Origin of the sequence: Streptomyces sp. Qhu_M48, from assembly GCF_051305195.1 — a bacterium.
In the GTDB taxonomy this organism is placed as follows: domain Bacteria; phylum Actinomycetota; class Actinomycetes; order Streptomycetales; family Streptomycetaceae; genus Streptomyces.
Window position 1 is genome coordinate 4,447,022 of record NZ_CP195432.1, and the last position, 25,688, is coordinate 4,472,709.

General features: G+C 73.7%; 26 protein-coding genes. 17 read left to right on the top strand and 9 right to left on the bottom strand.

The genetic code is table 11. The features are described 5' to 3' along the window. The first annotated feature begins 290 nt into the window (after positions 1–290). The 7 genes from ACRRSS_RS20190 to ACRRSS_RS20220 all read left to right on the top strand — a co-directional run bounded on the left by ACRRSS_RS20190 (position 291) and on the right by ACRRSS_RS20220 (position 9,265). Entirely contained in the window at positions 291–875 is a 585-nt protein-coding gene (locus ACRRSS_RS20190) for a TMEM165/GDT1 family protein (RefSeq protein WP_435972511.1), read from the top strand. A 195-nt stretch (positions 876–1,070) separates the two neighbouring features. Then, a complete protein-coding gene (locus tag ACRRSS_RS20195) occupies positions 1,071–1,688 on the top strand; it encodes a TetR/AcrR family transcriptional regulator (protein WP_435972512.1) in 618 nt (205 codons plus the stop codon). Continuing rightward, on the top strand, positions 1,672–3,327 hold the full coding sequence (locus ACRRSS_RS20200; protein WP_435972513.1) for an acyl-CoA dehydrogenase family protein: 1,656 nt from the start codon (positions 1,672–1,674) through the stop codon (positions 3,325–3,327). The genes ACRRSS_RS20195 and ACRRSS_RS20200 overlap by 17 nt, the downstream gene beginning before the upstream one ends. Before the next feature lie 314 nt (positions 3,328–3,641). Then, positions 3,642–5,117: a hypothetical protein gene (locus ACRRSS_RS20205; RefSeq protein WP_435972514.1), complete on the top strand. Its 1,476-nt coding sequence runs from the start codon at positions 3,642–3,644 to the stop codon at positions 5,115–5,117. Positions 5,118–5,263: 146 nt separating this feature from the next. Continuing rightward, positions 5,264–6,502 carry an AAA family ATPase gene (locus ACRRSS_RS20210; RefSeq protein WP_435972515.1) on the top strand — a complete coding sequence of 413 codons (1,239 nt, stop codon included), beginning with the start codon at positions 5,264–5,266 and terminating at the stop codon, positions 6,500–6,502. Next, positions 6,499–7,794: a vWA domain-containing protein gene (locus ACRRSS_RS20215; protein WP_435972516.1), complete on the top strand. Its 1,296-nt coding sequence runs from the start codon at positions 6,499–6,501 to the stop codon at positions 7,792–7,794. The genes ACRRSS_RS20210 and ACRRSS_RS20215 overlap by 4 nt, the downstream gene beginning before the upstream one ends. Positions 7,795–7,969: 175 nt before the next feature. Beyond that, positions 7,970–9,265: a M20 metallopeptidase family protein gene (locus ACRRSS_RS20220; RefSeq protein ID WP_435972517.1), complete on the top strand. Its 1,296-nt coding sequence runs from the start codon at positions 7,970–7,972 to the stop codon at positions 9,263–9,265. Positions 9,266–9,276: 11 nt separating this feature from the next. Here the strand turns inward: ACRRSS_RS20220 and ACRRSS_RS20225 are convergent, their stop codons facing one another. Further along, positions 9,277–10,164 carry a LysR family transcriptional regulator gene (locus ACRRSS_RS20225; RefSeq protein WP_435972518.1) on the bottom strand — a complete coding sequence of 296 codons (888 nt, stop codon included), beginning with the start codon at positions 10,162–10,164 and terminating at the stop codon, positions 9,277–9,279. A gap of 127 nt (positions 10,165–10,291) precedes the next feature. On the opposite strand from ACRRSS_RS20225, the gene ACRRSS_RS20230 reads away from it, so the two are divergent. Together ACRRSS_RS20230 and ACRRSS_RS20235 are read left to right on the top strand one after the other, a co-directional pair. Next, positions 10,292–11,632 (top strand): MFS transporter, encoded by a 1,341-nt coding sequence (locus ACRRSS_RS20230; RefSeq protein WP_435972519.1) that lies wholly within the window; start codon positions 10,292–10,294, stop codon positions 11,630–11,632. After that, a complete protein-coding gene (locus tag ACRRSS_RS20235; protein ID WP_351904874.1) occupies positions 11,622–11,942 on the top strand; it encodes a cupin in 321 nt (106 codons plus the stop codon). The genes ACRRSS_RS20230 and ACRRSS_RS20235 overlap by 11 nt, the downstream gene beginning before the upstream one ends. Positions 11,943–11,952: 10 nt before the next feature. Here the strand turns inward: ACRRSS_RS20235 and ACRRSS_RS20240 are convergent, their stop codons facing one another. Beyond that, a complete protein-coding gene (locus ACRRSS_RS20240) occupies positions 11,953–12,456 on the bottom strand; it encodes a tetratricopeptide repeat protein (RefSeq protein WP_435972520.1) in 504 nt (167 codons plus the stop codon). 169 nt (positions 12,457–12,625) lie between these two features. Here ACRRSS_RS20240 and ACRRSS_RS20245 point away from each other — a divergent pair, with 169 nt between their 5' ends. Then, the gene (locus tag ACRRSS_RS20245) at positions 12,626–14,236 is read left to right on the top strand and encodes an extracellular catalytic domain type 2 short-chain-length polyhydroxyalkanoate depolymerase (protein ID WP_435972521.1); all 1,611 of its coding nucleotides are present in this window, start codon (positions 12,626–12,628) and stop codon (positions 14,234–14,236) included. Positions 14,237–14,537: 301 nt separating this feature from the next. On the opposite strand, the gene ACRRSS_RS20250 is transcribed toward ACRRSS_RS20245, so the two are convergent. After that, a complete protein-coding gene (locus ACRRSS_RS20250) occupies positions 14,538–15,023 on the bottom strand; it encodes an SRPBCC family protein (RefSeq protein WP_435972522.1) in 486 nt (161 codons plus the stop codon). A 180-nt stretch (positions 15,024–15,203) separates the two neighbouring features. On the opposite strand from ACRRSS_RS20250, the gene ACRRSS_RS20255 reads away from it, so the two are divergent. Both ACRRSS_RS20255 and ACRRSS_RS20260 read left to right on the top strand, forming a co-directional pair. After that, positions 15,204–15,818, top strand: a complete 615-nt coding sequence (locus tag ACRRSS_RS20255; protein ID WP_435972523.1) for a PadR family transcriptional regulator — start codon at positions 15,204–15,206, stop codon at positions 15,816–15,818. Positions 15,819–15,926: 108 nt separating this feature from the next. Then, positions 15,927–16,376 (top strand): peroxiredoxin, encoded by a 450-nt coding sequence (locus ACRRSS_RS20260; protein ID WP_435972524.1) that lies wholly within the window; start codon positions 15,927–15,929, stop codon positions 16,374–16,376. A gap of 6 nt (positions 16,377–16,382) precedes the next feature. Here the strand turns inward: ACRRSS_RS20260 and ACRRSS_RS20265 are convergent, their stop codons facing one another. Then, positions 16,383–16,619 (bottom strand): hypothetical protein, encoded by a 237-nt coding sequence (locus tag ACRRSS_RS20265; RefSeq protein ID WP_435972525.1) that lies wholly within the window; start codon positions 16,617–16,619, stop codon positions 16,383–16,385. Positions 16,620–16,841: 222 nt separating this feature from the next. Here ACRRSS_RS20265 and ACRRSS_RS20270 point away from each other — a divergent pair, with 222 nt between their 5' ends. The 5 genes from ACRRSS_RS20270 (at position 16,842) to ACRRSS_RS20290 (ending at position 20,841) form a co-directional block, all read left to right on the top strand. Continuing rightward, positions 16,842–17,246 carry an SHOCT domain-containing protein gene (locus tag ACRRSS_RS20270; RefSeq protein ID WP_435972526.1) on the top strand — a complete coding sequence of 135 codons (405 nt, stop codon included), beginning with the start codon at positions 16,842–16,844 and terminating at the stop codon, positions 17,244–17,246. Between the two features lie 37 nt (positions 17,247–17,283). Then, positions 17,284–18,216: a hypothetical protein gene (locus ACRRSS_RS20275; RefSeq protein WP_435972527.1), complete on the top strand. Its 933-nt coding sequence runs from the start codon at positions 17,284–17,286 to the stop codon at positions 18,214–18,216. Between the two features lie 36 nt (positions 18,217–18,252). After that, positions 18,253–18,696: an RrF2 family transcriptional regulator gene (locus ACRRSS_RS20280; protein WP_351904906.1), complete on the top strand. Its 444-nt coding sequence runs from the start codon at positions 18,253–18,255 to the stop codon at positions 18,694–18,696. Positions 18,697–18,765: 69 nt separating this feature from the next. Then, positions 18,766–19,953 (top strand): globin domain-containing protein, encoded by a 1,188-nt coding sequence (locus ACRRSS_RS20285; RefSeq protein WP_435972528.1) that lies wholly within the window; start codon positions 18,766–18,768, stop codon positions 19,951–19,953. A 120-nt stretch (positions 19,954–20,073) separates the two neighbouring features. Further along, a complete protein-coding gene (locus tag ACRRSS_RS20290; RefSeq protein WP_435972529.1) occupies positions 20,074–20,841 on the top strand; it encodes a rod shape-determining protein in 768 nt (255 codons plus the stop codon). Positions 20,842–20,882: 41 nt separating this feature from the next. Here ACRRSS_RS20290 and ACRRSS_RS20295 read toward each other — a convergent pair whose 3' ends face one another. The 5 genes from ACRRSS_RS20295 to ACRRSS_RS20315 form a co-directional block, all read right to left on the bottom strand. Then, a complete protein-coding gene (locus tag ACRRSS_RS20295) occupies positions 20,883–22,508 on the bottom strand; it encodes a helix-turn-helix domain-containing protein (protein ID WP_435972530.1) in 1,626 nt (541 codons plus the stop codon). Between the two features lie 153 nt (positions 22,509–22,661). Next, positions 22,662–23,033 carry a peptidase inhibitor family I36 protein gene (locus ACRRSS_RS20300; RefSeq protein WP_435972531.1) on the bottom strand — a complete coding sequence of 124 codons (372 nt, stop codon included), beginning with the start codon at positions 23,031–23,033 and terminating at the stop codon, positions 22,662–22,664. Then, a complete protein-coding gene (locus tag ACRRSS_RS20305; protein ID WP_435972532.1) occupies positions 23,030–23,743 on the bottom strand; it encodes a hypothetical protein in 714 nt (237 codons plus the stop codon). The genes ACRRSS_RS20300 and ACRRSS_RS20305 overlap by 4 nt, the downstream gene beginning before the upstream one ends. Positions 23,744–24,121: 378 nt before the next feature. Beyond that, positions 24,122–24,907 carry a polysaccharide deacetylase family protein gene (locus tag ACRRSS_RS20310; RefSeq protein WP_435972533.1) on the bottom strand — a complete coding sequence of 262 codons (786 nt, stop codon included), beginning with the start codon at positions 24,905–24,907 and terminating at the stop codon, positions 24,122–24,124. A gap of 195 nt (positions 24,908–25,102) precedes the next feature. After that, positions 25,103–25,480, bottom strand: coding sequence for a hypothetical protein (locus tag ACRRSS_RS20315; protein WP_435972534.1), 378 nt, complete (start codon positions 25,478–25,480; stop codon positions 25,103–25,105). Positions 25,481–25,688 lie beyond the last annotated feature (208 nt).

Consider the following 25,688-nt stretch of genomic DNA (forward strand, 5'->3'; position numbering starts at 1 on the left):
CTACCAAGGACGAGTAGACAGTGTCTACCTACCCTCGCGCCCTGGTCGGCTACACTGAGGGACAGCGAAGGGGAGTAGCCCCGCGAACCGGCCGTCGACATACTGGAGCCCTCGGGTTCCCGGTGACCGGGTCCGCGTACGACGCGGACGGGCGAGACCTTCGGCCAGGCATCAACCGCGTCCGCGCTTCCGTGGGCGTGGTCCGTCATGCCGGGCCGAGTGGTCCTCCCGTCGCCCCACCGAGGCGCCGTGCCGGGTCCACGGGCCCGGACCGAGCAGAGAGCCCCGGTATGCACCTCGACCCTTTGGCGATCCTCACCGCCTTCGGGCTGATCTTCCTCGCCGAGCTTCCCGACAAGACGATGTTCGCGTCCCTCGCCATGGGCACGCGCATGCGTCCGCTGTACGTGTGGATCGGCACCTCGACCGCCTTCCTGGCCCATGTCGCCATCGCCGTGGGAGCCGGCAGCCTGCTCGGGCTGCTCCCCGGCTGGTCCGTGAAGCTGGTCTCGGCCCTGCTGTTCGGCTTCGGCGCGTTCATGCTGCTGCGCGGCGGGGGCGACGACGACGAGGCCGACGAGGGAGGCCGGACCGTCACCGGCTTCCTCCCCGTCTTCTCGACCGCCTTCATGGCCGTCTTCATCAGCGAGTGGGGTGACCTCACCCAGATCACCACCGCCAACCTGGCCGCCACGAACGGCACCTGGTCGACGGCGATCGGCTCGCTCGCCGCCCTGATGAGCGTCTCCGCGCTCGCCCTGGTCGCGGGCCGGTTCATCGCGAAGCGCGTTCCGCTCAAGACCGTCCAGCGCATCGGCGGTGTCTGCATGGCGGGGCTCGCGATCTGGTCCCTCACGGAGGTCTTCACCGGCTGACACCGTTCGCACGCCCTGACGGCGCACGCCTCCACCGCTCCCGGTGGGGGCGTGCCCCGTTTCGTGGACCCGTCCGGGAACCGCCTACCTCCTTGCGGACCTGTCCGGAAGCCGTCCCTCCACCTCTTGCGGACCTGTCCTGACGCCGTCTCCCCACCTCTTGATGAAGCAGTGAATCACTGCTTCACTCCTTCCATGCCCTACCGACGCACCCCCGCCGTCCAGGCCCGGCTCGACGCCCAGCGCGCCTCCGTCGTCGGCGCGGCCAGGGAACTTCTCGCCGAGCAGGGCTACGCGGGATGCACGGTGGCGGCCGTCGCCGCCCGGGCCGGAATCGCCACGGGCAGCGTGTACCGCCACTTCCCCAGCAAGGCCGACCTCTCCGTGGAGCTCTTCCGGACCGTGGTGAGCCGGGAGGTCGCGGCCGTCTCCGAGGCAGCCGGGCACCCAGGGCACCGTTCGGCCGCCGAGCGGGTGGTCGCCGTCATCGAGACCTTCGCCCTGCGCGCCCTCAAATCGCCACGCCTCGCCTACGCGCTCCTCGCCGAGCCCGTCGACCCCGCCGTGGACGCCGAGCGGCTCGTCTTCCGACGCGCGTTCCGGGACGTGTTCGCCGCGCGCGTCGAGGAGGGCGTCCGCTCGGGCGAACTCCCGCCGCAGGACCCGGTCCTGACGGCCTCGGCGCTGGTCGGCGCGGGCGCGGAGGCGCTCGTCGGCCCGCTAGCGGAGGGGTCCGTCGGGCCCGGCACCGTACCCGCACTCGTCACCTTCACCCTGCGAGCACTGGGAGTTCCCGATGCCGACCACGCATGAGGTCACCAACCAGGCACCACCCCTGACCGGTTACGACGTCTCCGCCGACCCCGCGCTCCTGGAGGCGCTGCGCCGGGAGGGCGCCGGCTGGGCCGAGGGCGAGGTCCGCGAACTGGGGGCGCGTGCCGGCGGTGCGGAGGCCCAGGAGTGGGGGCGGCTCGCCGAGCGCCACTCCCCCGTCCTGCACACCCACGACCGGCACGGCCACCGGATCGACGAGGTCGAGTTCCACCCGTACTGGCACCGGCTGATGGACGTGGCCGTCCGGCACGGGCTGCACGGCGCCCCCTGGCGCGACGAGCGGCCCGGTGCGCACGTGGCCCGCGCGGCGAAGGTGTTCGTGTGGGGCCAGGCCGACGCGGGACACCTGTGCCCGGTCTCCATGACGTACGCGGCGGTGCCCGCGCTGCGCGCCCAGCCGGAGCTTGCCGAGGTGTACGAGCCGCTGCTCACCGCGTCGTCGTACGACTTCGGGCTTCGGGTGCCGACGGAGAAGCGCGGGATCATCGCCGGGATGTCGATGACCGAGAAGCAGGGCGGTTCGGACGTCCGGGCGAACACGACCCGGGCGGTCCCGGCGGGTGAGCCGGGTCTGTACGCGCTCACCGGTCACAAGTGGTTCACGTCGGCGCCGATGTCGGACGTCTTCCTCACCCTCGCACAGGCGCCGGGGGGTCTCTCCTGCTTCCTGGTGCCCCGGGTGCTCCCGGACGGCAGCCGCAACGCGATCCGCCTCCAGCGCCTCAAGGACAAGCTGGGCAACCGGTCCAACGCCTCCTCCGAGATCGAGTACGAGGGAGCCCTCGGCCGAATCGTCGGCGAGGAGGGGCGCGGAGTCGCCACCATCATCCGGATGGTCAACATGACGCGGCTCGACTGCGCCATCAGCTCGGCGTCCGGGATGCGTCTCGGGCTCGTCCAGGCCGTGCACCACGCCACGCACCGCGAGGCGTTCGGGGCGCGCCTCGCCGACCAGCCGCTGATGCGGAACGTCCTCGCCGACCTGGCGGTCGAGGCCGAGGCGGCCACGGTCGCGGCGCTGCGGCTCGCGGGGGCGGTGGACCGGGCGACGCGCGGCGACGCGGAGGAGGATCAGCTGCGGCGGCTCGGCCTCGCGGTCACCAAGTACTGGGTGTGCAAGCGCGCGCCCGCGCACGCGGCGGAGGCGCTCGAATGCCTGGGCGGCAACGGCTACGTGGAGGACTCGGGCCTTCCGAGGCTCTACCGCGAGTCGCCGCTGCCGTCGATCTGGGAGGGCTCGGGGAACGTCGCTGCGCTCGACGTGCTGCGGGCGATGGCCCGTCAGCCGGAGGCGTTGGAGGCGTACTTCGCGGAGGTCGACCGGGGCGCGGGCGCCGACCGGCGCCTGGACACGGCGGTCGCGGGCCTCCGCAAGGACCTGACGGGCCTCGGAGACCCGGACGCGGCGGCCTACGGGGCGCGGCGGCTCGTCGAGCGGCTCGCCCTGGTGCTCCAGGGTTCGCTGCTCGTACGGCACGGGCACCCTGCGGTGGCGGACGCGTTCTGCGCGTCCCGGCTCGACGGCGACCGCGGGCTCGCCTTCGGCACGCTCCCCGCGGGCGTGGACACGGCGGCGATCATCGCACGGAGCGGTCCGGACGCGGTGAGCGCGGGTTAGGTCCCGACGGTGGTGGCCCCGCCGGAACTCCGGCGGGGCCACCGTCCGTGGCCGGGGTGGCAGAGGTGCTGATCAGCTGGTCGACCCATCGGCTGGCCAATCGGCGGCTCGGCGGCTCGATGGCCCGGCGACGCGCCTGCGGCCGCGGCTGCGGCTGCGGCTGCGGCTGCGGCTGCGGCTGCGGCTGCGGCTGCGGCTGCGGGCAGTGCCGCGAAAATCCCTTGGCTCCGCGACGTACGCGTCGATAAGATCATCGCGATGAAGACCTACTCCGCTATCAGATCGGGGGTCCCGTCCGCGCAAGGTGAGTGCTGATGCCCACCTCCACCGCGAACGGCGATACCCGCCTTTCCCTCTGGCTGCGCGTGCGCGAGTTCGCCGTGCCGCCGTCCATGATCGAGACCGCTGCCCTCCGTCGCTCCGTCGGGGACTGGGCGGGCGCGTGCGCCGCCGCCGGCATCGACGTCGATCTCGACCTCGGCTCCACCACCCGCCAGTACGGCCGGGAGCTCACCGCCCTGGTGAGGGCCGATCTCCGTCGGCTCGCTCCCGACCTGCTGCGATGGCACATGCCACGGATCGCCCCCGACGGCCTGCTGCGTCCGGGCCTGACCGTGCCCCTGGCACGGTACGACGCCCCCGGGGACTACAGCTCCCGTCCGGTGTACCTCGTGGTGCGGACCCCGCCCGCGTGGGCGGACGCCGGCCAACGGATGAGCCTCGCCCTGTGGGACCGGTCGCGTGACGGGCCGGCCGAGCGCCGCCACCCGCACGCCCGCCCCAGCCCCCGGTACCGCCTGGACCTGCACCGCCACCTCTGGGACGCGGACCGCAGCGGTGAGCTGCGCGTCCGCTCGGGAGCCGACGGCGCCGAAGGCCCTGAGGGCGCCGAGGGCGCTGCAGAAGGCGCGGTGACCAGGGGTGCCGCCGGGCCCGTCGCGGCCCCGTCGATGCGGATCGAGCGGGTGCCGGGTCGCGCCGTCGACCGCTGGGCATCGGAGGCGGGCATACTGCTCCGCTCCACAGGGCACTCCGTCGGACGCGTCCGCGTCCGGCTCGGGGCACGCGAGCAGGTCCTCCTCGACGTGGACGCGCGCGGCGACGGCTCCTCGGCGACCGCACAGCCGCTCCACCCTGCCGCGACGGCGACACCGGCGTCGGAGCCGGTGCCCGGCGCGCGGGCGCTGCCGCTCCTGCCCGACGCCGCCACCTGGGCGCTCCCCGACCTGGAGCTGCTGCGCGCCGGTCTGATCGAGGCCGGACGACTGCATCCGCTGGTCGCCTCTGCCCTCGCCCCCGACCGTCCACCGGCCGGACACCCGTCCCCGACGACCCCGGCGGCGGACCGGCCGGGGCAGCCGCGTGTCGTGGAGTGCCGGGGGTCCCGTCACCGGATCGGACTCTCCGACGGCGTACTCGCCCCGCTCGACCACGGCTCCGCCGAACTCCGGCGCGAGGAGCTCCTGGTCGCGCTGGGCGGGCCGCCCCTGCCCTGTCTCCAGGTCATCGACGAGGCGCACCGTCGGCCGGACTGTCTCACCGGCGTCCGCGAACGCCTGGACCACGGCGACACCGCCGGCGCGCTGGCCGTCGTCGAGGGCCTGCTCGGCCCCGGCGCCGTGCTGCGCAACGGTGCGCTCCGGGACGCGCTGGAGACGGCCGCTCGGCGCCGGATCACGTACGGACTCTTCAGGGCGGGCCTCTACGGCCCGGGGCCCGGTCGTGCGCGGCCCGGTCCCGACCGCCCGCAGGACCACCGCAGCCATCCCCGCCACACTCTCGCCCGCTGACGCGCGCGGCCCCGGTCCCGATCCCGGCCGCGCCGTCCCACCCCGTCCCCCGTACTCACCGGACCCGGACCCGTACGTGGCCACGGGCCCAACCCTGGCCCTCTGCTGCCGTCCGCCGGTCCCCACACACCCACAGGTGATCACTCATGCCCCTGCACACCCCGTCCGACTCCACGCTCGACGTCGCCGGTGAACTCCTCTCCATGCTGCGCGAGTCCACCACCGAGCCCCGCCCCGACATCCAGCTGGAGGCGCTGACCCTCGCCGTCGCCGCCGACCTGCCGGTCCTCCTGTGGGGGGAGCCGGGTATCGGCAAGACCGCCGCCCTGACCCAGCTCGCCGAGACCCTCGACCTCCCACTGACCACGGTGATCGCCAGCGTCCACGAGCCGTCCGACTTCGCGGGGCTCCCCGTGGTCGGCGACGATCCCGCCGAACAGGGCGTCCCGATGGCCCCGCCGGACTGGGCGGTGCGGCTCGTGCGGGCCGGTCGGGGGCTGCTGTTCCTGGACGAGCTGTCCACCGCTCCGCCGGCGGTGCAGGCCGCTCTGCTCCGGCTGGTCCTGGAACGGCGGATCGGCGCACTGCGTCTGCCGTCGGAGGTGCGGATCGTGGCCGCGGCCAACCCGCGGGCCTCGGCTGCCGACGGCTGGGAGCTCAGCCCGCCCCTGGCGAACCGCTTCGTCCACCTCCGGTGGACCCACGACCACGACGTCGTCGTGCGCGGCCTCGGCGGGACCTGGCCGCGGGCGACGCTGCCGCGCCTCGACCCGGAGCGCCTGCCTCAGGCCGTGGAGTACGCCAGGCGGGCGGTCTGCGGACTCCTCGCCGTCCGTCCCAAACTCGTACACCAGCTGCCCAACGGCGAGGCCCGGCGCGGCGGCCCCTGGCCCTCTCCGCGCAGCTGGGAGATGAGCCTGTGCCTCATCGCCTTCGCCACGGCGGCCGGTTCCTCTCGGGAGGTGATCTCGCTCCTCGTCAGGGGGACCGTGGGGGACGGGCCGGGGCTCGAACTCCTCGCCGGTCTGGACCGGATGGACCTCCCGGACCCCGAGACGCTGCTCGCCGACCCCGCGGGCGCCGCCCTTCCGGTACGGGGTGACCTGCGCCAGGCCGCGCTCGACGGCGTGGTGGCCGCGGTCGGGGCCCGCCCCGAGAAGGCGCGGTGGGACGCCGCCTGGACCCTGCTGGCCAGGGCGGTGGAGACGGGCGCGCCGGATCTGGTCGTCGTCCCCGCGACCACGCTCGCCGCACTCCGCCGTGAGGAGTGGGACGTGCCGCCCGCCATCGAGCGGCTCGCCGGGGCCGTCTCCATGTCCCGGCGTGCCGACGAGGCGGCCGCCCTGGTCGCGAGCACGCCGATCGCGACGTCGGGCGCGCGATGAGCGTGGTGGACGCCACGAGCGCGGCCCGGACTCCCGGCCCGGTGAGCGCCACGAGCGCGGACGCCGGGGGGTCGCTCGACCTCGACAAGCTCTTCGCCGCCCGGCTGCTCGCCGTCCGGGCCCGGCCCTATCTGGCGACGGCGTTGTTCGCCCTGCACGTCGTGGAGTCGCGGCAGGTGCCGACGATGGCCGTCGACCGGTACTGGCGGTGCTACGTCTCGCCGGGCTTCGTGCGCCGGAACCCGGTCGAGGAACTGGCCGGGGTGTGGGTGCACGAGGTGTCGCACCTCCTGCGCGACCACCACGGACGCGGTGACCGGGTGGCCCGGGAACGCGGTCTCACCGGCCCCGGGGCCAGGCTGCGGATGAACATCGCGGCCGACTGCGAGATCAACGACGACTCGTTCGGGGACGGCCTGGTCCTGCCCCATGGCGCGGTCACTCCGGGCGCCCTCGGCCTTCCTTCCGGGGAGCTGATGGAGGACTACCTGCGTCAGTTCGGCCTCGGCCCCCGCACCCAGGACTTCGCCTGGCTGGACTGCGGCAGTGGCTCCGACGGGCTGGACCGGGAGTGGGATCTGGGTCCGAACGGCGCGGACGGACTGAGCGAGCAGCAGCGGGACGCCGTCCGCTTCCGGGTGGCGCAGGCCGTCAACGGCCGCCCCGGGCACACCTCCAAGGCCTGGAAGCGGTGGGCGGAGGAGGTGTTCCACCCGCCGCAGCCGTGGCGGGACCTGCTGGGGGCGGCGGTCCGCGCGGCGGCTTCCGGATCCGGCGCGGGCCAGGACTACAGCTACGGCCGGCCGTCCCGTCGCTCGGCGGGTGTACCGGGCGCCGTGCTGCCGAGCCTGCGGCGCCGACCGCCCCGGGTGTCCGTGATCGTCGACACCTCCGCGTCGGTGAGCGATGCCGAGCTGGGCAGCGCACTCCTGGAGGTGACCGCGATCGCCCGGGCCGTGGGCGGTCGCCGGGACCTGGTCACGGTGATGTCCTGCGACGCGGCCGCGCACACCGTGCACCCGCTGTGCCACGCCGAGGGCATCACGTTGGTGGGCGGGGGCGGTACGGATCTCCGTACGGGTTTCGCGCGGGCGCTGCGTACGGCGCCGCGGCCGGACGTCGTGGTGGTCCTGACGGACGGCCAGACGCCCTGGCCCGAGGCCAGGCCGTCCTGCCGGACGGTGGTGGGCCTGTTCCCCCGCGAGAGGTCGACCGGTTCCTGGGACGAGGACGATCCGGACTACGTCCCGGACGCGCCGCCCGACTGGGCGCGGGTGGTGACCATCGGTTAGGGCGTGCGCGGTGGAGGGGTGCGCCCTCCTCGCCGCGGGCGGACTGCCGACGCCCGCAGCGAGGAGGGCACCGCCCGCTCGCGAGGGGGCGGTGCCCGGGCGGGCCGCGGATGGCAACCTGAGGGCACACGTGGCCGAGTCCGTGGCCATGGCGGCCGGAGGAGAAGGAGTCCCGTTGGGCAGCGAGGCGATCCACGACGAGTTGGACGAGCGGGCGGCCGGGGTGGCGGACCGGGTGGTGGCCTGGCGGCGCCATCTGCACCGGCATCCGGAGCTGTCCAACCGTGAGGTGAACACCGCCCGCCTGGTGGCGGACCAGCTGCGCGCCCTCGGCCTCGACGAGGTCCGCACGGGCATCGCGGGCCATGGGGTGGTGGGTGTCCTGCGCGGCGGGGCCCCGGGTGAGCGGGTCGTGGCGCTGCGGGCCGACATGGACGCGCTGCCCGTCCAGGACCTGTGCGGGGTGGAGTTCGCCTCCGGGGTGGTCGACGCCGACTACCCGGGCGGCCCGTTCCCCGTCTCGCACGCCTGCGGACACGACTGCCACACGGCGGCGCTGCTCGGCGCGGCGACGGTGCTGGCCGGGGTGCGCGACCGGTTGCCGGGGACGGTGCTCTTCGTCTTCCAGCCCGCCGAGGAGGGCGCTCCGGTGACCGAGGAGGGCGGGGCGCGGGCGATGGTCGAGGCGGGCGCGTTCGCCGACCCGGTGCCGACGATGGTCTTCGGGCTGCACGTGACGCCGCATCCGAAGGGGTACGTGGGGTACCGGATCGGCAATCAGTACGGCGCCTCCACCCTTGTCCGCATCGTCGTCGCGGGCAGGCAGACCCACGGTTCCACACCGTGGGAGGGCATCGACCCGATGCCCGCGGTCGGGGCGGTCCTGACGGGCATCGGGCAGTTGTACCGGCAGGTGTCGGCCTTCGACCCGGTCACGGTCTCCATCGGGCACGTCGAGGACGTCGGACGCTTCAACATCGTCGGGGAGACGGTGACGTTGTGGGGAACGGTCCGCACGGCCGTGGAGTCGGACATGGAGCGGGTCCAGCGCCGGCTGACGACGCTCGTGGAGCATTCGGCGGCGGCGTACGGGGCGGCGGCCACGGTGGAGTACCTCCAGTCCGTGCCGCCCGTGCACAACAGCGGGCCGTGGGTGGAGGCGGGGCTCCCGACCTTCCGCAGGGTGGTGGGCGAGGAGCGGGTGGTGGAGACGGGGGCGACCCTCGGGTACGACGACGTCTCCGAGTTCGTGAGCCGGTTCGGCGGCCTGTACGTGATGCTCGGCGTCCAGGACGCGACCCTGGACGCGGACGGCCGGCCGGTGCCCGTACCCGGTGGTCGTGGTCTGGTGACCCACCACAACCCGCACTTCTACGCGGACGACGACACTCTCGTCACCGGTGTCCGGCTCCACGCCCACGTGGCGTACGACCATCTGGCGGGGGCCCTCGTCCCCGGGGGCGGCGGCTGATGCGTCACCGGTCAGGTGCGCGGGGTGCCGACCGCCGTCACGAAGGCCCGGAGCAGGGCGGTGTCGGCGGCGGTGGGCCATACCAGGCCGTATTCGAGGGGCGGGGCGTCGCGCAGGGGGACGTAGGCGATGCCGGGCCGGGGGTGGTAGCGGGCACCTCGGGCGGCGCCGGACGCGACGCCCCGGCCGGCCGTGACGTGGGAGAGGACCTCCTGCCAGGTGGCGGCGACGGGGCCTCGCCCGACGGGCGCTCCGGAGGGGGTGTGCCGGGGGTAGTGGTGGTCGAGCCAGTGGCGCGGGTTGTCGCCCGCGGTGGTGATCAGGGGCAGCCCGGCGAGGTCCTCGGCTCCGAGGGAAGGACGGCCGGCCAGCGGGTGGGCGGCGGGCAGCAGCAGGACGCGGTCGTCGCGGAGGACGACGGGGCCGGTGGTGAGCTCCGGCTCGCGGACGGGGAGGGCGGTGAGCTGGACGTCGAGTTCGCCGTCCTGGAGGGGCTGTACGCCTCCGTCGAGCGGGACCTCGCGGACGGTGATCTCGCAGCCGGGGTGGCGGGTGAGGAGGGTGTCGGCGGCCGCGGTGAGGAGTTCGCCGCCCCACGGGGTGGCGAAGCCGGTGCGCAGTCTGCCGTGGACTCCGCGTCCGGCCTCGGTGGCACGCTCCAGGGCCGCGCGGATCCGCCGGTGGGCGGGCAGGAGGTCCTCGTACAGGCGCCGTCCGACCGGGGTGAGGGCGACGCTGCGGCTGGTGCGCGCGAAGAGCGGGGTGCCGACGCGGCGCTCCAGCTTCTTGACGGTCTGGCTGACGCGGCCGGTGGAGACGCCGAGACGCTCGCCGGTGCGTCCGAAGTGGAGCTCCTCGGCGAGCGTGAGGAACGTTTCCAGCTCGTACCGTTCGAGCACCGGTCCTCCTGCGATCGTTCCGATTGTTGAGTCCGGCTCAACGCCGTTTTCATGATGACAGCTTGTTCCGCCGGTGCGGCGACGAGGAGCCTTGAGGCGTCCCCCTCCCCCGTACGGAAGAGTCTCCGTGGACCCACGCCGCCCGGCCGCCCCGCCAGAACCCACCACCGAGCCCGCGGGAGGCTCCGAAGCCGCCCGGCCCGTGAACGTTCCGCTCTTCGCCGTCGCGGGCGCGGTCACCGTCGCCAACATCTACTTTCCGCAGCCGCTCCTCGCGGCCGTCGCCCAAGGGCTCGACGTGTCGGAGCGGACGGCGGGACTCGTCGCCTCGGCCGCGCAGATCGGATACGCGCTCGGCATCCTGCTGCTCGTGCCCCTGGCCGACACCGCGCGGCTGCGCCGCCTCACCTCGGTCCTGCTCGTCCTCACCAGCGGCGCGCTGCTCCTCGCCGCGGCGGCGCCCGGCGTGGTCACCCTGACGCTCGCGACGCTCGCCCTGTCGACCACGACCGTGCTGCCGCAGATCCTCACTCCTGTGGCGGCCGTCCTCGCCGGTCCCGGGCGGCGGGGCCGGGTCGTGGGCCTCGTCGGACTCGGCCTCACGCTGGGGTCGACCCTCTCCCGTACGGTCTCGGGCGCCGTGACCGACGCGAGCGGCAGCTGGCGGGTCGCCTACGTCGTGGCCGCCGTGGCGACGGCGGCGCTGCTGTGTGTCCTGCCGCGCAGCCTGCCCGAGCGTCTCGGCGGGCCCGGCGGCACCTCGTACGGCGGTCTCCTGGCCGGACTGCCCAGGCTCCTGGCGGCGCATCGCGAGCTCCGGGTCGCGGCGCTGCTCGGGGCCGGCGTGTTCGCCGCGTTCAGCGTCTTCTGGGCGGTGCTCGCCTTCCACCTGGCGGCGCCCCCGCTCGGGTACGGGCCGGGCGCCGCCGGGCTCTTCGGGGTGCTGACCCTGCCCGCCGCGCTGCTCTCGGCGACGGCCGGGCCGCTCACCGACCGGTACGGGGCGCCGGTCGTGAGCGCCGTCGGGCTGGCGTCGGCGGGGCTCGGCCTCGGCGTGGCCGGCCTGGCCCCGGACTTCCCGGCGGCCCTGGTGGCCGGGGCGAACCTGCTGGTGGCCGGGGTCAGCTCCTGCCAGGTGGCCAACCAGGCGCGGATCTTCGCGATCGGCGCCGCGGTGGCGGCCCGGGTCAACACGGTCTTCATGCTGGCCACGTTCGGCGGTGGGGCGCTCGGCTCCCTCGCCGGGTCCTGGCTGTACGCGGAGCACGGCTGGTCGGCGGCCCTGCTGGCCGCCGGGGTGTTCCTCGCCGTCGGCGGTCTCGTGGCGGCGCCCTCCGTACGGTCGGTACACCCTGTACGCCTGGTACGAGCCGTACGGGCGACGGTCCCGAGTTGCGTCCCGGACGGCACACGGGAGGCTGGTGGGGTATCCGCCCGCGCATCCCGCAGGGAGAGTCATGAAGCTTGACCTCGCCGCCCTCGCCGACGAGCACCTGGCCGCGGCCCGTGCGGCGCCGCACGGGCGCAGCGCCCATCGGGTGCTGCACGACGGGGTACTCCGGCAGACCGTCATCGCGCTGACCTCGGGCACGTCCCTGGACGAGCACAACGCGCCGCCGGCCGCGAGTCTCCAGGTGCTGCGGGGCCGGGTGGACCTGACGGCGTCCGGGCGGTCGGAGGAGCTCGCGGCGGGGACGCTGCGGATGATCCCCAAGGAGCGGCACGGGCTCACCGCCCTGGAGGACGCGGTGGTCCTGCTGACGGCGGTGAACGACTGACCGCCCCGCGTCACTCGGTCGCGTCGAGATCCTCGGCGTAGTGCTCGATGGCGCGGCGGTACCGCTGTACGGAGGGGTCGTCGCTGGTGGTGGCGAGCAGCCGGAGCAGCAGTCGGACCGACTCGTGGTGGCGGCCCGTGTTGTAGAGGGCCATCGCGAGGAAGGTCCGGAGGGAGCCGTCGTCCGGGAACTCCTCGACGGCCCCGGCCAGGAGGGCGACGGCGTCCTCGTGACGGCCGAGCACCCGGTAGGTGCTGCCGAGGCCGAGGAGCGCCCCACGCCGGTCCTCGGAGCCGAGCCCGGCGCCCGTGAGGGCGCGTTCGTAGTGGGTCACGGCGTCCGCCTCCAGGCCGAGGACATCGTGCGCCCAGGCCGTCTGGTACGCGACCTCCGCGTCGTCCGGGTACCGGGCGGCGAGCGCGACGAGCCGCTCGCGGGCCTCCTCCGGCCTGCCCTGTTCGCGCAGCGCGACCGCCTCGGCCAGCGGCCCGTTCCTCACGTCGTGAATGTCCATGACGGCATCCTCGCAGCTCGCGCCGGACGCTCCCACGGCGGCTGCCAGGTGACGGGCCGCCATACCCGGCGGGCCGGATTGTGGCGTCCTCGCCCATGGAGGAGGGCTCAGGACCGCCCGTAGCCTCCCGGCCGACCCTCCGTCAGGAACGAGCCAGCCGGGAGCCCCCATGCGTTCACCCCGTCCCACCCACCGCCGAGGGCCACGCCGGTTCGCGGCGCTGCTGCTGTGCGCCGCGGCGGCCCTTCTGCCCGCCGCGCCTCCGGCCGGGGCGGCCGCTCCGCCGCCGGTGCCCGGCACCCTGCAGCCGTACGACATCGGCTCCGTGTTCAGTGCGGGGGTGTCGTCCGGGGGATACATGGCGACCCAGCTGCACGTGGCGTACTCGGGTACGTTCGAGGGCTCCGCCGCGTTCGCCTCGGGCCCGTACGACTGCGCGCGTGGCCAGCTCGCCACGGCGCTCAACGCCTGCATGGACACGACGCAGAACCTTCAGCTCGCCGCCCTGGAACAGGCGACCCGCGACCGGTCGGCGCAGGGTCAGGTGGACCCGGTGGCGAATCTGGCCGGTGACCCGGTGTACGTGTTCAGCGGCTCGAACGACTCGACGGTGAAGCGGCCGGTGGCGGACGCCCTCGCCGACTACTACGGGCGCTTCGGTGCCCGGGTCCGGTACGACCGCTCCACGGCGGCGGGCCACGCGTGGATCACCCCGCTCGGCCCCAACTCCTGCACGGTGACGCAGACCCCGTTCCTCAACAACTGCGGGATCGACGCGGAAGGAGCGCTTCTCGGGCACCTCTTCGGTACGGTCGCGGCGCCCGGTTCCGGCACGGGCGGCTCGCTGATCCGCTTCGACCAGAACGTGTACGCGCCGGGCGGCTCGGCGGCGGCCCTGTCGATGGGAGCGGAGGGCTTCGCGTACGTACCGGCGTCCTGCGCCGAGGGGGCGCGCTGCCGGCTGCTCGTCGCGCTGCACGGGTGCAAGCAGGGGTACGCGTACCAGGGGTTCGGGACCCGGTTCGTCGGGGGCGCGTACCTGAACGAGTACGCCGACACCAACGACATCGTCGTGCTGTATCCGCAGGCGGCGCCCACCACGACCCTGGAGAACCCGAACGGCTGCTGGAACTGGTGGGGCTACCTCGGTGACACGGCCTACGCGCGCCACGGCGGGAAGCAGATCGAGGCGATCATGGGGATGGTGCGGGCCCTGCGGGGCACGGGGACGCCTCCGCCCGCCCCGGGCCGGACGGTGCTGGCGAGCACGGACGCGGAGGACGGGTACGTGAAGGCGGCGCCGGACGGCTCGGGGGCCGCGGTCGGCACCCTGGAGGACCTGTCCGGGCTGGCGCTCGGCCGGGGCACGGACGGCAAGGTGAACCGGTCGGTGGTCTCCTTCGACACCTCGCGGGTTCCGGCGGGCAAGGAGATCACGCGTGCCTGGCTGACCGTCAGCAGGACCAGTGGCTCCGGCGATCCCTGGACGTCTCCGGCGGGCAACCGGCTCCAGGTGGATCTGCGCGCGGGCTGCTTCGGGGGATGCGCGGTCGAGCCGGGTGACTGGTCCGCCGCGGCCTCGGTGGCGGGTGCGGCGCGGATCGACTCCTTCTCCTCCGGGAGCGCGGTGTCGACGGACCTGTCGGCGGAGGCCCTCGCGGCGCTGAACCGGGGCGGGGTCACCCAGTTCCGGCTCGGGTTCGCGTCTGCTCCGACCGGGACGGCGTACCTCTTCGTGAACCGGGACACGCCGGTGACCCTGACGGTCGAGTACCGGTAGCGGGGACGACGGCGGTGGAATCCGGTGCCGTGGCGGGTCGCACGTCGGGCTGGGCGGGCGGCTGGGCCGCGGTGCCGACGAGGACGGTTCCGGCGGCCTGGGACAACGCACCCCACCCCCGCACCTATCTGCGTGACGACACGTCGGACACCCTCCCCTTTCTGACGACGGCGTCGGCGTCGGCGTGCGGTGCCGACCGCGGCATCACAACGGGTGAAAGGACCGAACGATGATCACGTCGATGGGCGTGGCGGCGGAGTGACGGGCGAGACCACTCGAATGGGTCAGCCCGGTCGCCGGGTCAGCGGGGCGGCTCCGGCAGTTCCTCGCCCGTCTCCAGAAGGGACTTGAGACTGGAGACAAGGGCGGGCCAGCCCTCGGCGATCAGCCCCTTCATCATGCCGCCGGGCCGGAGGTCCCCATGCGTGACCGTGAGCTTGACCGTGTCGCCCGAGGGCTCGATCACGTAGGTCACCGTGGACCGGGGCTCCCGGGCCAGGCGCTCGTAGACGTCCTGGTCGAGGCGTACGGCCTCCGCCCAGGCCGGGGTGAAGGAGTGCCAGGTGTACGAGAGGAGGCGGCCCGGCTCGGCCGCGAGCACCACCTGCTCGGGATCGGCGGTCCGGCGCCCGCCCTCGTCCCAGACCATGGGGGCGCCCGGGGTCCACTCGGTCTCGAAGGCCACGCCCCAGTAGCGGCGGGTGAACGCCGCGTCGGTGAGCGCTTTCCAGAGCTCGTCGGGGGTGGTCCGGATGTAGGTGGTGTAGACGAACGTGTCGCTGTCCATCGCGCTGCCCCTCGGATCTGCCGTCCCCTCCCTCCAGCCTAGGCAGGCGCCGGACGGACGTGCCAGCGAGGGAGCCCGTCCAACCGGTGGATCGCGTGGACCCTCCGGCCGGTGGATCGTGCGCGCGTCGAGTTGATTAGGTGCGGAAGAAATTATTCAACGTGCTGCTAGCGTGTCCGGATGTCCCTCAAGCACGCCGTCCTCGCAGCTCTCCTGGAGGGCGAGGCCTCCGGATACGACCTGGCCAAGATCTTCGACGTGTCCGTCGCGAACTTCTGGGCAGCCACCCCGCAGCAGCTCTACCGCGAGCTGGACCGACTCGCGGAGGCGGGCCTGATCACGGCTCGCGTGGTGGAGCAGGAACGGCGCCCCAACAAGCGGATGTTCAGTCTCACGGAGCCCGGACTCAGGGACCTGGCCGCCTACACGTCGACGCCGCCGCGCCCCAGCGCCGTCCGTGACGAGCTGATGGTCCAGGTGCAGGCCTGCGACGAGGGCGACACCACGGCCGTCCGCGGGTTCGTCGCCCAGCGGATGGAGACCTCCCGGGCGAAACTGGCCCGCTACGACCGGCTGTACGAGTGGATGCTCGCCGGCCGGGACGAGGAGACCTACCTCGCGGAGACGGAGCGGGTGGGTCCGTACCTCACGCTGATGCGCGGCCGGTTCTTCGAGGAGGAGAACCTGCGCTGGGGCGAGCGGGCCCTGGACGTGCTCGACCGGCGCGCCGCCGCCCGGAGCGGGGCGAAGGAGGCGGAGGCGCGGGCGCGGGCGCAGGCGGCACGCCGAGGATGACAGGCCCTCGGCCGAGGGGTGACGTCGCCTCGTACTCTGCGGTAACGTCGCCGCCCTGCCATCGGTGGCTCCGGTGGCTCACCAGGTACGGATCGGGGACGGACTGCTGTGAACGTCGGTGACCTCGTCGAGGACTTCACCCTTCCGGACGAGACGGGCGCTCCGCGCTCCCTGACCGGCCTGCTGGCCGAGGGTCCGGTCGTCCTCTTCTTCTACCCGGCCGCGCTCACCCCGGCCTGCACCGCCGAGGCCTGCCACTTCCGCGATCTCGCGGCCGAGTTCCGCGCCGTCGGCGCGCTGCCCGTCGGGATCAGCACGGACGGGGTGGAACGGCAGCAGGAGTTCGCCGAGCGGCACTCCCTCGGCTACCCCCTGCTGTCCGACCCCGACGGCGCGGTGCGCGATCGGTTCGGCGTGAAGCGCGGGTTCTCGCTCGCGCCGACGAAGCGGGTCACGTTCGTGATCGGCCAGGACCGGCGGATACGGGAGGTCGTGCGCAGCGAGCTGCGCATGAGCGCCCACGCCGACCGCGCGCTCGCCGCGCTGCGCCGCGGCTGAACCCCTTCAGACGCCGAGCGGTTCGGCCTTGGCGGCCGCGAACGCCTCGGGGGTGAGCAGGCCTTCCCCGGCCAGTTCACCCCATCGGACCAGCTGGTCGGTCACCGTGGGCGCGCCTACGGAAGCGGGGGCCGGCGCGGCAGCCTGGGCCGGTGGTGTGCTCGGCGCGGGCGGCGGGGCGGCGGCTGAGGGCTGCTGTCGGCCCTGGAGGTCGGCGATGGCCTGTTCCTGCGTCCTGTTCACGACTCACTCCATCGGCCCCATGGTGCTCCGTGCCTCGCGTCCTCGTGCGGTGCGCGCCTCCGCCCGTGGTCCCGGTGCCGCACGGTTCGCGGGCTCCATCCGAACACGGCGGCGGCACGGTCGCACGTGGAGCGGCACCGACATGCGGACGCGTCCGGGCTGGGTGAGACTCGCACCAACGCACGGCCTCTCCCGGCCGGCGCCGGAACGGAGAGTGCCGGAATGGACGACTACCCCCTCCTCAACGTGTTCTGGACCATGCTGTGGTTCTTCCTCTGGATCATGTGGCTGTTCCTGCTCTTCAAGGTGATCACCGACATCTTCCGGGATCACGACATGAACGGGTGGGCCAAGGCCGGCTGGCTGATCTTCTGCATCCTGCTCCCCTACCTCGGCGTGCTGGTCTACGTCATCGCCCGGGGCAAGGGCATGAGCGCGCGCGACGTCAAGCAGGCCAAGGCGAGCGAGGCCGCCTTCCAGGACTACATCCGCAAGACCGCCGGCACCCAGGGGGCGGGCGGTGGTGGCAGCTCCACCGATGAACTGGCCCGGCTCGCGGAGCTGAAGGACAAGGGCGCGATCACGCCCGAGGAGTTCGAGAAGGCGAAGGCCAAGGTCCTGGCCTGAGGCTCCGGAGGAGGACGGGAAGGAAGCGCACACGGCAGTGCGGAAGAGGACGCGGGCGGCTCCGGCCGCCGGGCTCGCCGGCTCCCTGCTGAGGGAGACCCTGGCGGAGCCCGGCCGGCTCCCGGAGTCGCTCGCGTCCTTCGCTCTGCGACGGCTCGGCCCGGGCGCCGGCGCCACGGTCGCCCGCCTCCGCGACGCCCACCCCCACGCCGACGCGGCCGCGCTGCGCGCCCTGCTCGTCACCCGTGGACGCCGGTCGGTGACGACGGAAGGGGCTTTCGTCGGCGGGCCTTTCCTGTTCCTCATCCCGGTGGCCTTCTGCGGAGCCCTGCTCTCCCAGGTGCGCACGGTGCTCGAACTCGCCGCAACCGAGGGGAGGGACACGACCGACCCCGAGCGGGCGGCCGAACTCCTTGTCATCCAGGGGGTGTACGGCGACACAGCGACCGCCAGGGCCGCCCTGGACACGGCCGGAACCGGGGCGCGAGCCGAGGGTGGGCAGGGACGGCTGGCGGCGTTCCGGTACCTGATCGTGCGGATGGCGCGGCTCCTCGGTCTGGTCACGCCGGGCGACGGTGTCGGCCGGTGGGTCCGCGTCGGCAGGTGGTCGCTCCTCGGCGGAGTGTTTCTGGTCGGCCTGGTGGTGCCGCTGGTCTGGCTGCCGTACATGGCCTTCCAGTACCACCGCGGCACCACACAGCTGACCGACCGGGCCACCGTCTTCTACGTCGGCTCCCCCGATCTGCGCGCCTCGCGTGGTGCCCGGCTCGACCCCGCTGTGGCTCTGGCGGGGCTGCGCGCGGTCGGTTCCGCGCTGCTGCCGGCGGTCGCCCTCCTTCTGGTCCTCGTGACGGACACCCGGATCGCGGGCGGGCGGTGGCCGGTCGTGGGGATCGTCCTCACCGCCAGTTGCCTGGTCTCGGGCGGCTGGTGGCTGTGGCGGCGCCTGAGACGACATCCCACCCCTTAATACGCTTCTCAGATACCGCTTTGATACGGTCATGGCGTGAGGCTGACGAAGTTCACCGACCTGGCGCTCCGTGCCGTGATGCGCCTGGCGGTCACCGCTCCGGAGGAATCCGTCACCACCCGCGAGGTGGCGGAGTCGATGGACGTGCCCTACGCGCACATGGCGAAGGCGGTCACCCGGCTCCAGCATCTGGGCGTGGTCGAGGCGCGACGGGGCCGCGGCGGCGGCCTGGCCCTCACCGAACGGGGCCGGCGCTCCTCGGTGGGCTGGCTGGCCCGCACCCTGGAGGGCGAGGAGGAGGTCGTCGCCTGCGAGGGCGATCCGCCGTGCCCACTGCGCAGCGGATGCCGCCTGCGGGGGGCGCTGCGCCAGGCGCAGGAGGCGTTCTACCGCGCGCTCGACCCCCTGACCGTCGCCGAGCTCGTCGAGTCGCCGACCGGCCCGCTCCTCCTCTCCCTCACCCCGCGCCCCACCCCCTGAACCCCCGGCCCCACGGGCGCTCAGCCACACCGTTAAATACGCAGATCATTTACCAGATTGCGAGTTGCCATGCTATCCGAGCAGGCCGTCCCGGTCGTCCGCGCCACCCTGCCCGCCGTCGGCGGCGCACTCGACCGGATCACCGCGCGGTTCTACGAGCGTCTCTTCGCCGCCCATCCCGAGCTTCTGCGCGACCTGTTCAACCGGGGCAACCAGGCCGGCGGCGAGCAGCGGCAGGCGCTCGCCGGCTCCATAGCCGCCTTCGCCGTCGCCCTGGTCGAGAAGCCGGACGTCCGCCCCGATGCGATGCTGTCGCGGATCGCGCACAAGCACGCCTCGCTCGGCGTCACGGCCGCGCAGTACAAGACCGTGCACGAGCACCTCTTCGCCGCGATCGCGGAGGTCCTCGGCGACGCCGTGACCCCCGAGGTGGCACAGGCCTGGGACGAGGTGTACTGGCTGATGGCCAACGCGCTGATCGCCGTGGAGACCCGGCTCTACCAGGAGGCCGGCATCACCGCGGGCCAGGCCTGGCGGTCCATGGAGATCACCGAGCGACGGGAGGAGACGTCCGACACGGCCTCATTCGTCCTGCGTCGCACCGACGGCACCCCCACGGAGGCGTTCCGGCCGGGCCAGTACGTCAGCGTCCGGGTCACCCTGCCCGACGGCGCCCGGCAGATCCGCCAGTACAGCCTGTCCGCCGCTCCGGGGCGCCCGGGCCGGCGGATCACCGTGAAGCGGGTCGACGGCGACCCGGCGGGCGAGGTCTCCTCCTGGCTGCACGCCCACGCGGGCGCGGGCGACACCCTGGAGGTCTCCGCCCCCTTCGGCGACCTGGTCCTGCCCGACGGGGAGACGCCCCTGCTGCTCGCCTCCGCCGGGATCGGCAGCACCCCGATGCTGGCCATGCTCGACCACCTGGCCGCCACCGGATCGACCCGCCCCGTCGTGGTCGTGCACGCCGACCGCGCCCCCGGCTCCCATGCGCACGCCGCCGAACTCCGGCACCTCGTGGACGCGCTGCCACAGGCCACGCTGCACCTCTGGTACGAGGAGCCGGGCGACTCCGGGGCCCGTCCGGGCCGCGCGGACGTCACCGCGCTCGACCTGCCCGCCGGGGCGACCGCCTACCTGTGCGGACCGCTGCCCTTCCTCCGCGCGGTCCGCGGCGACCTCGTCCGCCGGGGCGTCGCCGCCGCCGACATCCACTACGAGGTGTTCGGCCCCGACCTGTGGCTGGGCGGCGAGAACTGACCCGCCTTCACCACGGCCCCTTCGATCCATAAGCACCATAGCGTTCCTGCCACGGATACTGCATAGTGAGGGCCCGTGTCGGCCTCACAAACAGCGGGTCGCGGCGAATGGACGGAAGCGATGGGATCGTTCGGATCAGCAGGCGGCGGCCGGCGTACGGGGCGGCCGGTGCGCGGGATCGCCCTCGACATCGGCAGCTCCCGTACCCGCGCCTGGTCGCCGGGGGCGGGCGTCTTCGCGGACGTGCCGAGCGGTCCGGTACGACGCGGCCGCGTGACCGACGCCGCCTCCCAGCTCCGGCTGCTCCGCCGCCTCACCGCCGTCGCACCCGGCGACGGCGGGCACGACACCGTCGTCATGCTGACCCACCCGGTGCTCGCCGCTCCGGAGGAGCGCGCGGCGGCACGGCGGGTCGTGGACGCGCTCGGCCCGGCACGGGTCATCGCCGTGGACAGCGCCCGCGCCGCGGCCGCCTACGCGGCACCGTCCGGCGGCGGCCCGCTGCTCGTCGTCGACCTCGGCGCGCAGCTGACCGAGGTCACCCTCGTCGTGGACGGCCTCGTCCAGGACGCCCGGCTGGCCGAGGTGGGGGTCGACGACCTCCCGGAGTCGGGCGGCGGGTCCGACGCGGTGGTCGGCACGGCCGCCGACATGGTGAGCGACCTGTGGCGACAGGACCGCACGGGTGCCGTACGCGGTGCGCTGCGCCGCGGCGTCCTGGTGACGGGCGGCGGCGCCCTGCGCCTCGACGTCACCGGACGGCTGGCCCATCTCCTCCGCGCCCGCCTCCGCCTGGCGAACGACCCGTCGACCAGCGTCGTCCGCGGCGCCGGTCTGATGCTCGCCTCGGCCCTCCGCCACCCGGGGAGCACCCTCGCCCGGGGCTGACACGACCCGGGACGCCGTCTGTCACCCGGGCGCCCGGACTCTCAGTCCTCCTCCTGCGCCGTGTAGACGTCCTTGACCTTCACCTCGGTGACGCCACGGCCCTCGGGGAAGACCCGCCGCCAGTCGCCGATGACGTGCAGCTCGTCGGTGCCCATGGCACGGACCACGGTCAGACCGGCGTCGTACGCCTTGTAGGCCTTCGTCCAGAGGTTGGCGAAGGCCTGGGAGCGGATGATGTGCATCCAGTCCGGGCGGTACAGCTCCCGGTTGAAGTTCGACTCCCCCATGGTGGCGACGAACTTGGAGTACATGGCCTTCACGTACTCCATCGTCACCTCGTCCTCTGCGACCAGGGCCTCGGCCCGGGCGTCACGGAGGGTGTTGCGGAACTTCTCCAGGAGGTTCTCGGTGGCACCGGAGGTGAACGACTCATGGACGACGGGCGGTTCGCACAGTCCGTACGCCGGCGAGGAGAGCCGCAGCAGGAGCCGGAGGGTCGGCTCGGTGATCCACAGCGGACCTGGCTCGTCACGGGAGCCGAGCGGATGGGGCAGGTACTCGCCGTGCTCCCACTCGGGCGGGGTGACGAGGTGCACCCCCGCCCTGCGCCGGTCGTGCGCGCCACCGGTGTGGTGTTCCAGGGCGCCGAGCGGCAGATGGGTCTTGAGGGCGCTGAGGTAGGCGCCGTTGATGTCGAGGGCCGTGATCTCCTGGGGGCCGGCCGGCAGCGCGGGGCGGGTCCACTTGGGCCGCGCCTCCCAGATCTCGTCGGCGCCGCGCGAGGTCTTCTTCCGGAGGACGGCGGGGATCGGCGGGTGACCGACGATCTCGTAGCGGGCGCCGGTACGGCACATGTCCAGCAGGGCCATGGCGTCGGGGATGGCGGTGCGCACCAGGTCCGCGGTCGCGGCCTCGGTGTCACCGCCGTGCTTCTCCAGCGCGCTCCGGACGGCTTCCTGGACGGTACCCAGCGGGGTGGGCGCGGGCTCCTGGAACGCGCGCCGGCTCGTCGTCGCGGGAGCACGCTCGGCGCCCGCGGGAGCCGGAGCGCGTCCGGTTGCCGCGGGAGCCTGGCGGGCCGGAGCCGGCCGGGCAGGCCTCTCGGCGGGGGCGGTGGCCGAAGGAGCGGCCGACTCGCCGGGGGCGGGCGCGGCCGCCTGTGCGGGGGCCGTGGCCGCGTCCGCCCGCGCGGGGCCGCCGCACTCCGCGGGGTCGAGATGCTGGGCGAACCCCTCGACCTCGTGGCGGGCCGGGTGCCCGCACAGGACACACGGCTGGGGTACGGCGAGCTCGGCGACGTCGTCGTCCGGCTCGGGCCCGGCAGCGGTCTCCGGCGCGGTCGACGACGGGGGTGGGACCGGCGCGTCCGGGGACCCCGGCGCCGACGTCTGGGACTCCGGGGTGGCTGCCGGCTTCGCGTCGGCGGTGTCGAGTCTGGCTCGGAGGCCGTCGAGCAGGTAGGCGTAGCGCGTCCGGGCCTCACCGACCGGCTCGCGGCCCGATTCCCAGGCGGTCAGGGTCGCCGGGCTGATGCCCAGCGCTCTGGCCACCTGGACCTTGGGCAGCCGGGCGGTCTCCCGCAGTCGTACCCGTTCCTCGGGGGCGGGGAGTTCCGCCTCCGGTGCGACGCCCGCGAGAAGTGCGTCGACCTCGTCGAAGTGCCTCACTACCGCCCTGCCTCCACAACCCGCTCCACGTCCGCCACCCTACCCGTCGACCCGCGCCGTGGGCGGCTGCGGAGGCGGGCGGGTGGGGCGGCGGTCCGCGGAGGGGTCACGGAGTGGATCGCGAGGTGGGGGGCGGGTCGGTCGTGCGGTGGGTCAGCAGCCCATCGACCACGTGTGGGAGTCTCCGCGGTCGTTGGCGGCGCCGTTGTAGCCGACCTCTTGGCCCGGAGCCAGACAGATGGTCACGCTTCCCCCCTGCCAGGCGCTCTCGTAGACCTTGACGTGGTCCTTGATTCCGGGTCCCGAGATGCCGTGGTTGGCCCAGGAGGAGTCGGTGTCGGAGATCCAGCTCTCCCACCAGCCGTCGTCCCCGCTCCAGTTGGCGCGCTGGCCGCCGAAGTCGGAGTTCTGCCAGACGCAGAACTCGCCGCTGGGGCATTCGGCGGCCGCCGCGGAGCCGGCGAGGGCGAAGCCGGCGGTGGCGGCGAACAACGCTGCGGCGGTGGTGACAAGAAGTCGCTTCACGAGAGGGTGGGGCCTTTCTGCGGGTGAGTGGGCGCGGGCAGTTCGGCTGCCCGCCGCAGCGCGCGGTCGCGCAGCTGCCGGTATGTGGTGAGCTCCTCGCGGCGCAGGGCACGCACCGTGGCCAGCTCGGCGGTCTCCAGCCGCTCGCGGACCTCGTCGAGTCCGCTCTCGCGGGCGCAGCGGGTGGCGACGGCGGGATCGGGGCGGTCGGGGCGGGGGCTGCCCGACGGGGTCACGCACCGGGTCCAGCGGGCTAGTGCCGCGCGGTGGACGGGGTCGTCGCTCATCCGGGCCTGGGCCTCGGCGCGGAGGTTGTCGACGACGACCTGGGCCCGGAACCATCGGCGCTGGTCGCCGTAGAGCCGGTGGCGGGCGGTGGCGAGGCAGCCGTCCTCGTGGGCGGTGACGGTGGCGCCCGTGGCGAGGGTGACGGAGAGTTCCCGCGGGCCGGCGCCGAAGAGCGCCGCCTGGAGGGTGCGGTCCTCGTCCGGGGCGCGGGGCCTGGACGCCAGGGAGAGGCCCCGGCCCTTCAGGCAGTCCACGACCAGCCGGTGCTCGGCCGTCTTGAGGAGCGCGTCCTGGGCCGCCGCGCCCGACGGGACGGCGGGGGCGTCGGGCGCTCCGGGACCGACGGCGGTGCAGCCGGAGAGCAGGAGCGCGGCAGCGGCCGTCAGAAGGGCGTGGCGGGTGCGCGGGGTGGTGCGGAGCATGGGTCCCCCTTTGATCGTCCCTGGTCGGAGCCGCCGACGGGTGATCGACTCGACGGCTCGGGATGATCACTGCCCGAGGCTGGAGGCACCATGCCGGGGCTCACTCGAACGGGTCGAACGCGCCGGGGTACGCGCCCCTCGGGCGCCGTCGGCGTGCCGTGCGAGAGGGCGACCGCGGGAACGACAAAGCCCCGGTTGGACGGGGGATTCCAACCGGGGCCGATCGCCGTGACGCGAAGGGCGGTCACCTCTGGGGGGGACCTTGGGGACCGGGCCACTTCGCAGTCACATAGGTAAGAACGGCGGACCTTTCCCGAATGTTCCGAGCCTTCCCGCCTGGGCGCTGTGAGTCACCTCACCCGGTTTCGGCAGGTCTTGTCAGTCCTTCTCGGGGCGGTAGACGGCGCCCGGCTCCGCCTTGCCCGGGGCGAGGAGTTCCGGCACCGTCACGAAGGTGTAGCCCCGCCGCTTCAGCTCGTCGATGATCGGGGGAACGGCCGGGACCGTGCCGTCGTATATGTCGTGGAGCAGGATGATCCCGTCCCCGTGCGCCTGGTCGAGCACGCGCTGCCGTATGAGGTCCGAGTCGGTGGTGGAGTAATCCTTGGCCGTGATGCTCCACAGGACCTGCGCGAGTCCGAGCTCCCGGCTGACGTCCGACACCGTGCCGTCGGTGCGGCCCTGCGGCGGGCGCATGAGGGTGGGCTTCCGGCCCGTGATCCTCTCGACGGCGTCCTGGGTGCGGGACAGCTCGTCGCGGACCTCCGCCTCGTCGAGGTCGGTGAGGATCCGGTGCGTCCAGGTGTGGTTGGCGACCTCGTGCCCCTCGTCGGCTATGCGCTTGACGACCTGGGGGTAGCGGTCGACGTGCTTGCTGCCGAGCAGGAAGAAGGTGGCGGGGACCTGCTTCTCCTTGAGGATGTCCAGGAGCCGGGGAGTGTCCTTGCCCGGCCCCGCGTCGAAGGTAAGGGCGATGCACTTGACCTTGGCGCAGTCGACCCGACGGGCGGTACCACCCGCCTTGTCGTCCGATCCGCCCTCCCCCCGGGCGTCCTGCGGGGTGACGGTGTCGACTCCGCAACCGCCGAGGGCCAGCATCAGCGACGCCGCGGCGAGCAGGACAGTGGCCTTACTCCTGCGTCGGCCCAGCCTGGATCGGAACATGGTGGAACCCGCTTTCCCCGGTGGTGTCTTCGATACGGCCGGAAATCGCCTGGTCAGGGCGTTACTCAGGGCCGATCAAGCACTCTACATACGGTGTATACCGGGGGTGTCGGCGGGGTCCTTCGACCGTTCACGGGCACACGTCGACCCCGGACGGCGCCCGTCCGCTCCGTCCGGGGGGTTCGCGCCTCCCGCTCAGCGGGAGGCGAGCAGCAGCCGGGCCTCGGTCTCCTGGTCACCGGAGACGGACTGCAGGGACTGGATGTCGAAGCCGGCGGCGAGCACCTTCTCGACCTCGTCGACGGCACGGTAGCCGCCGGTGAGCGTGGCGCCGACCGGGGAGGTCAGCGGTGTGGGACGCACCTCCTGGTGGCGTCCGCCCGCCGTGTCGAAGGTGGCCGTCCAGACCGTGGGGGAAGGCCCCGTGGCCGCCTGCGGGCTCGGGGTTCCCATGTCCTCCAGCTGGTAGACACCGTCGAGGACGTCGAAGACGGCCTGGGCGTCCTCACGGCAGCAGTCACTGAGCTGCACGGTGACGTCGGTGTCGATGTGCAAGTCGTACACGTCGCTCATCTCCTCGCGGCCCGCCGGTCGCTCGCGGTGCCCCCGCCTCGTCGTGCCGGCGCTCGTGGGCCACGTCTCCAGCATCCCTCTCGGGGCGTCGTCCCGCGAGGCCCGGGGCCCCGCGTCGGGCTCAGAGATCCCGCGTCCGACTCAGAGACCCCGCGTCGGCCCACGGAGGCCGCTGACGCGCGCGAAGGTACGCGAAGACCCGCGAGAA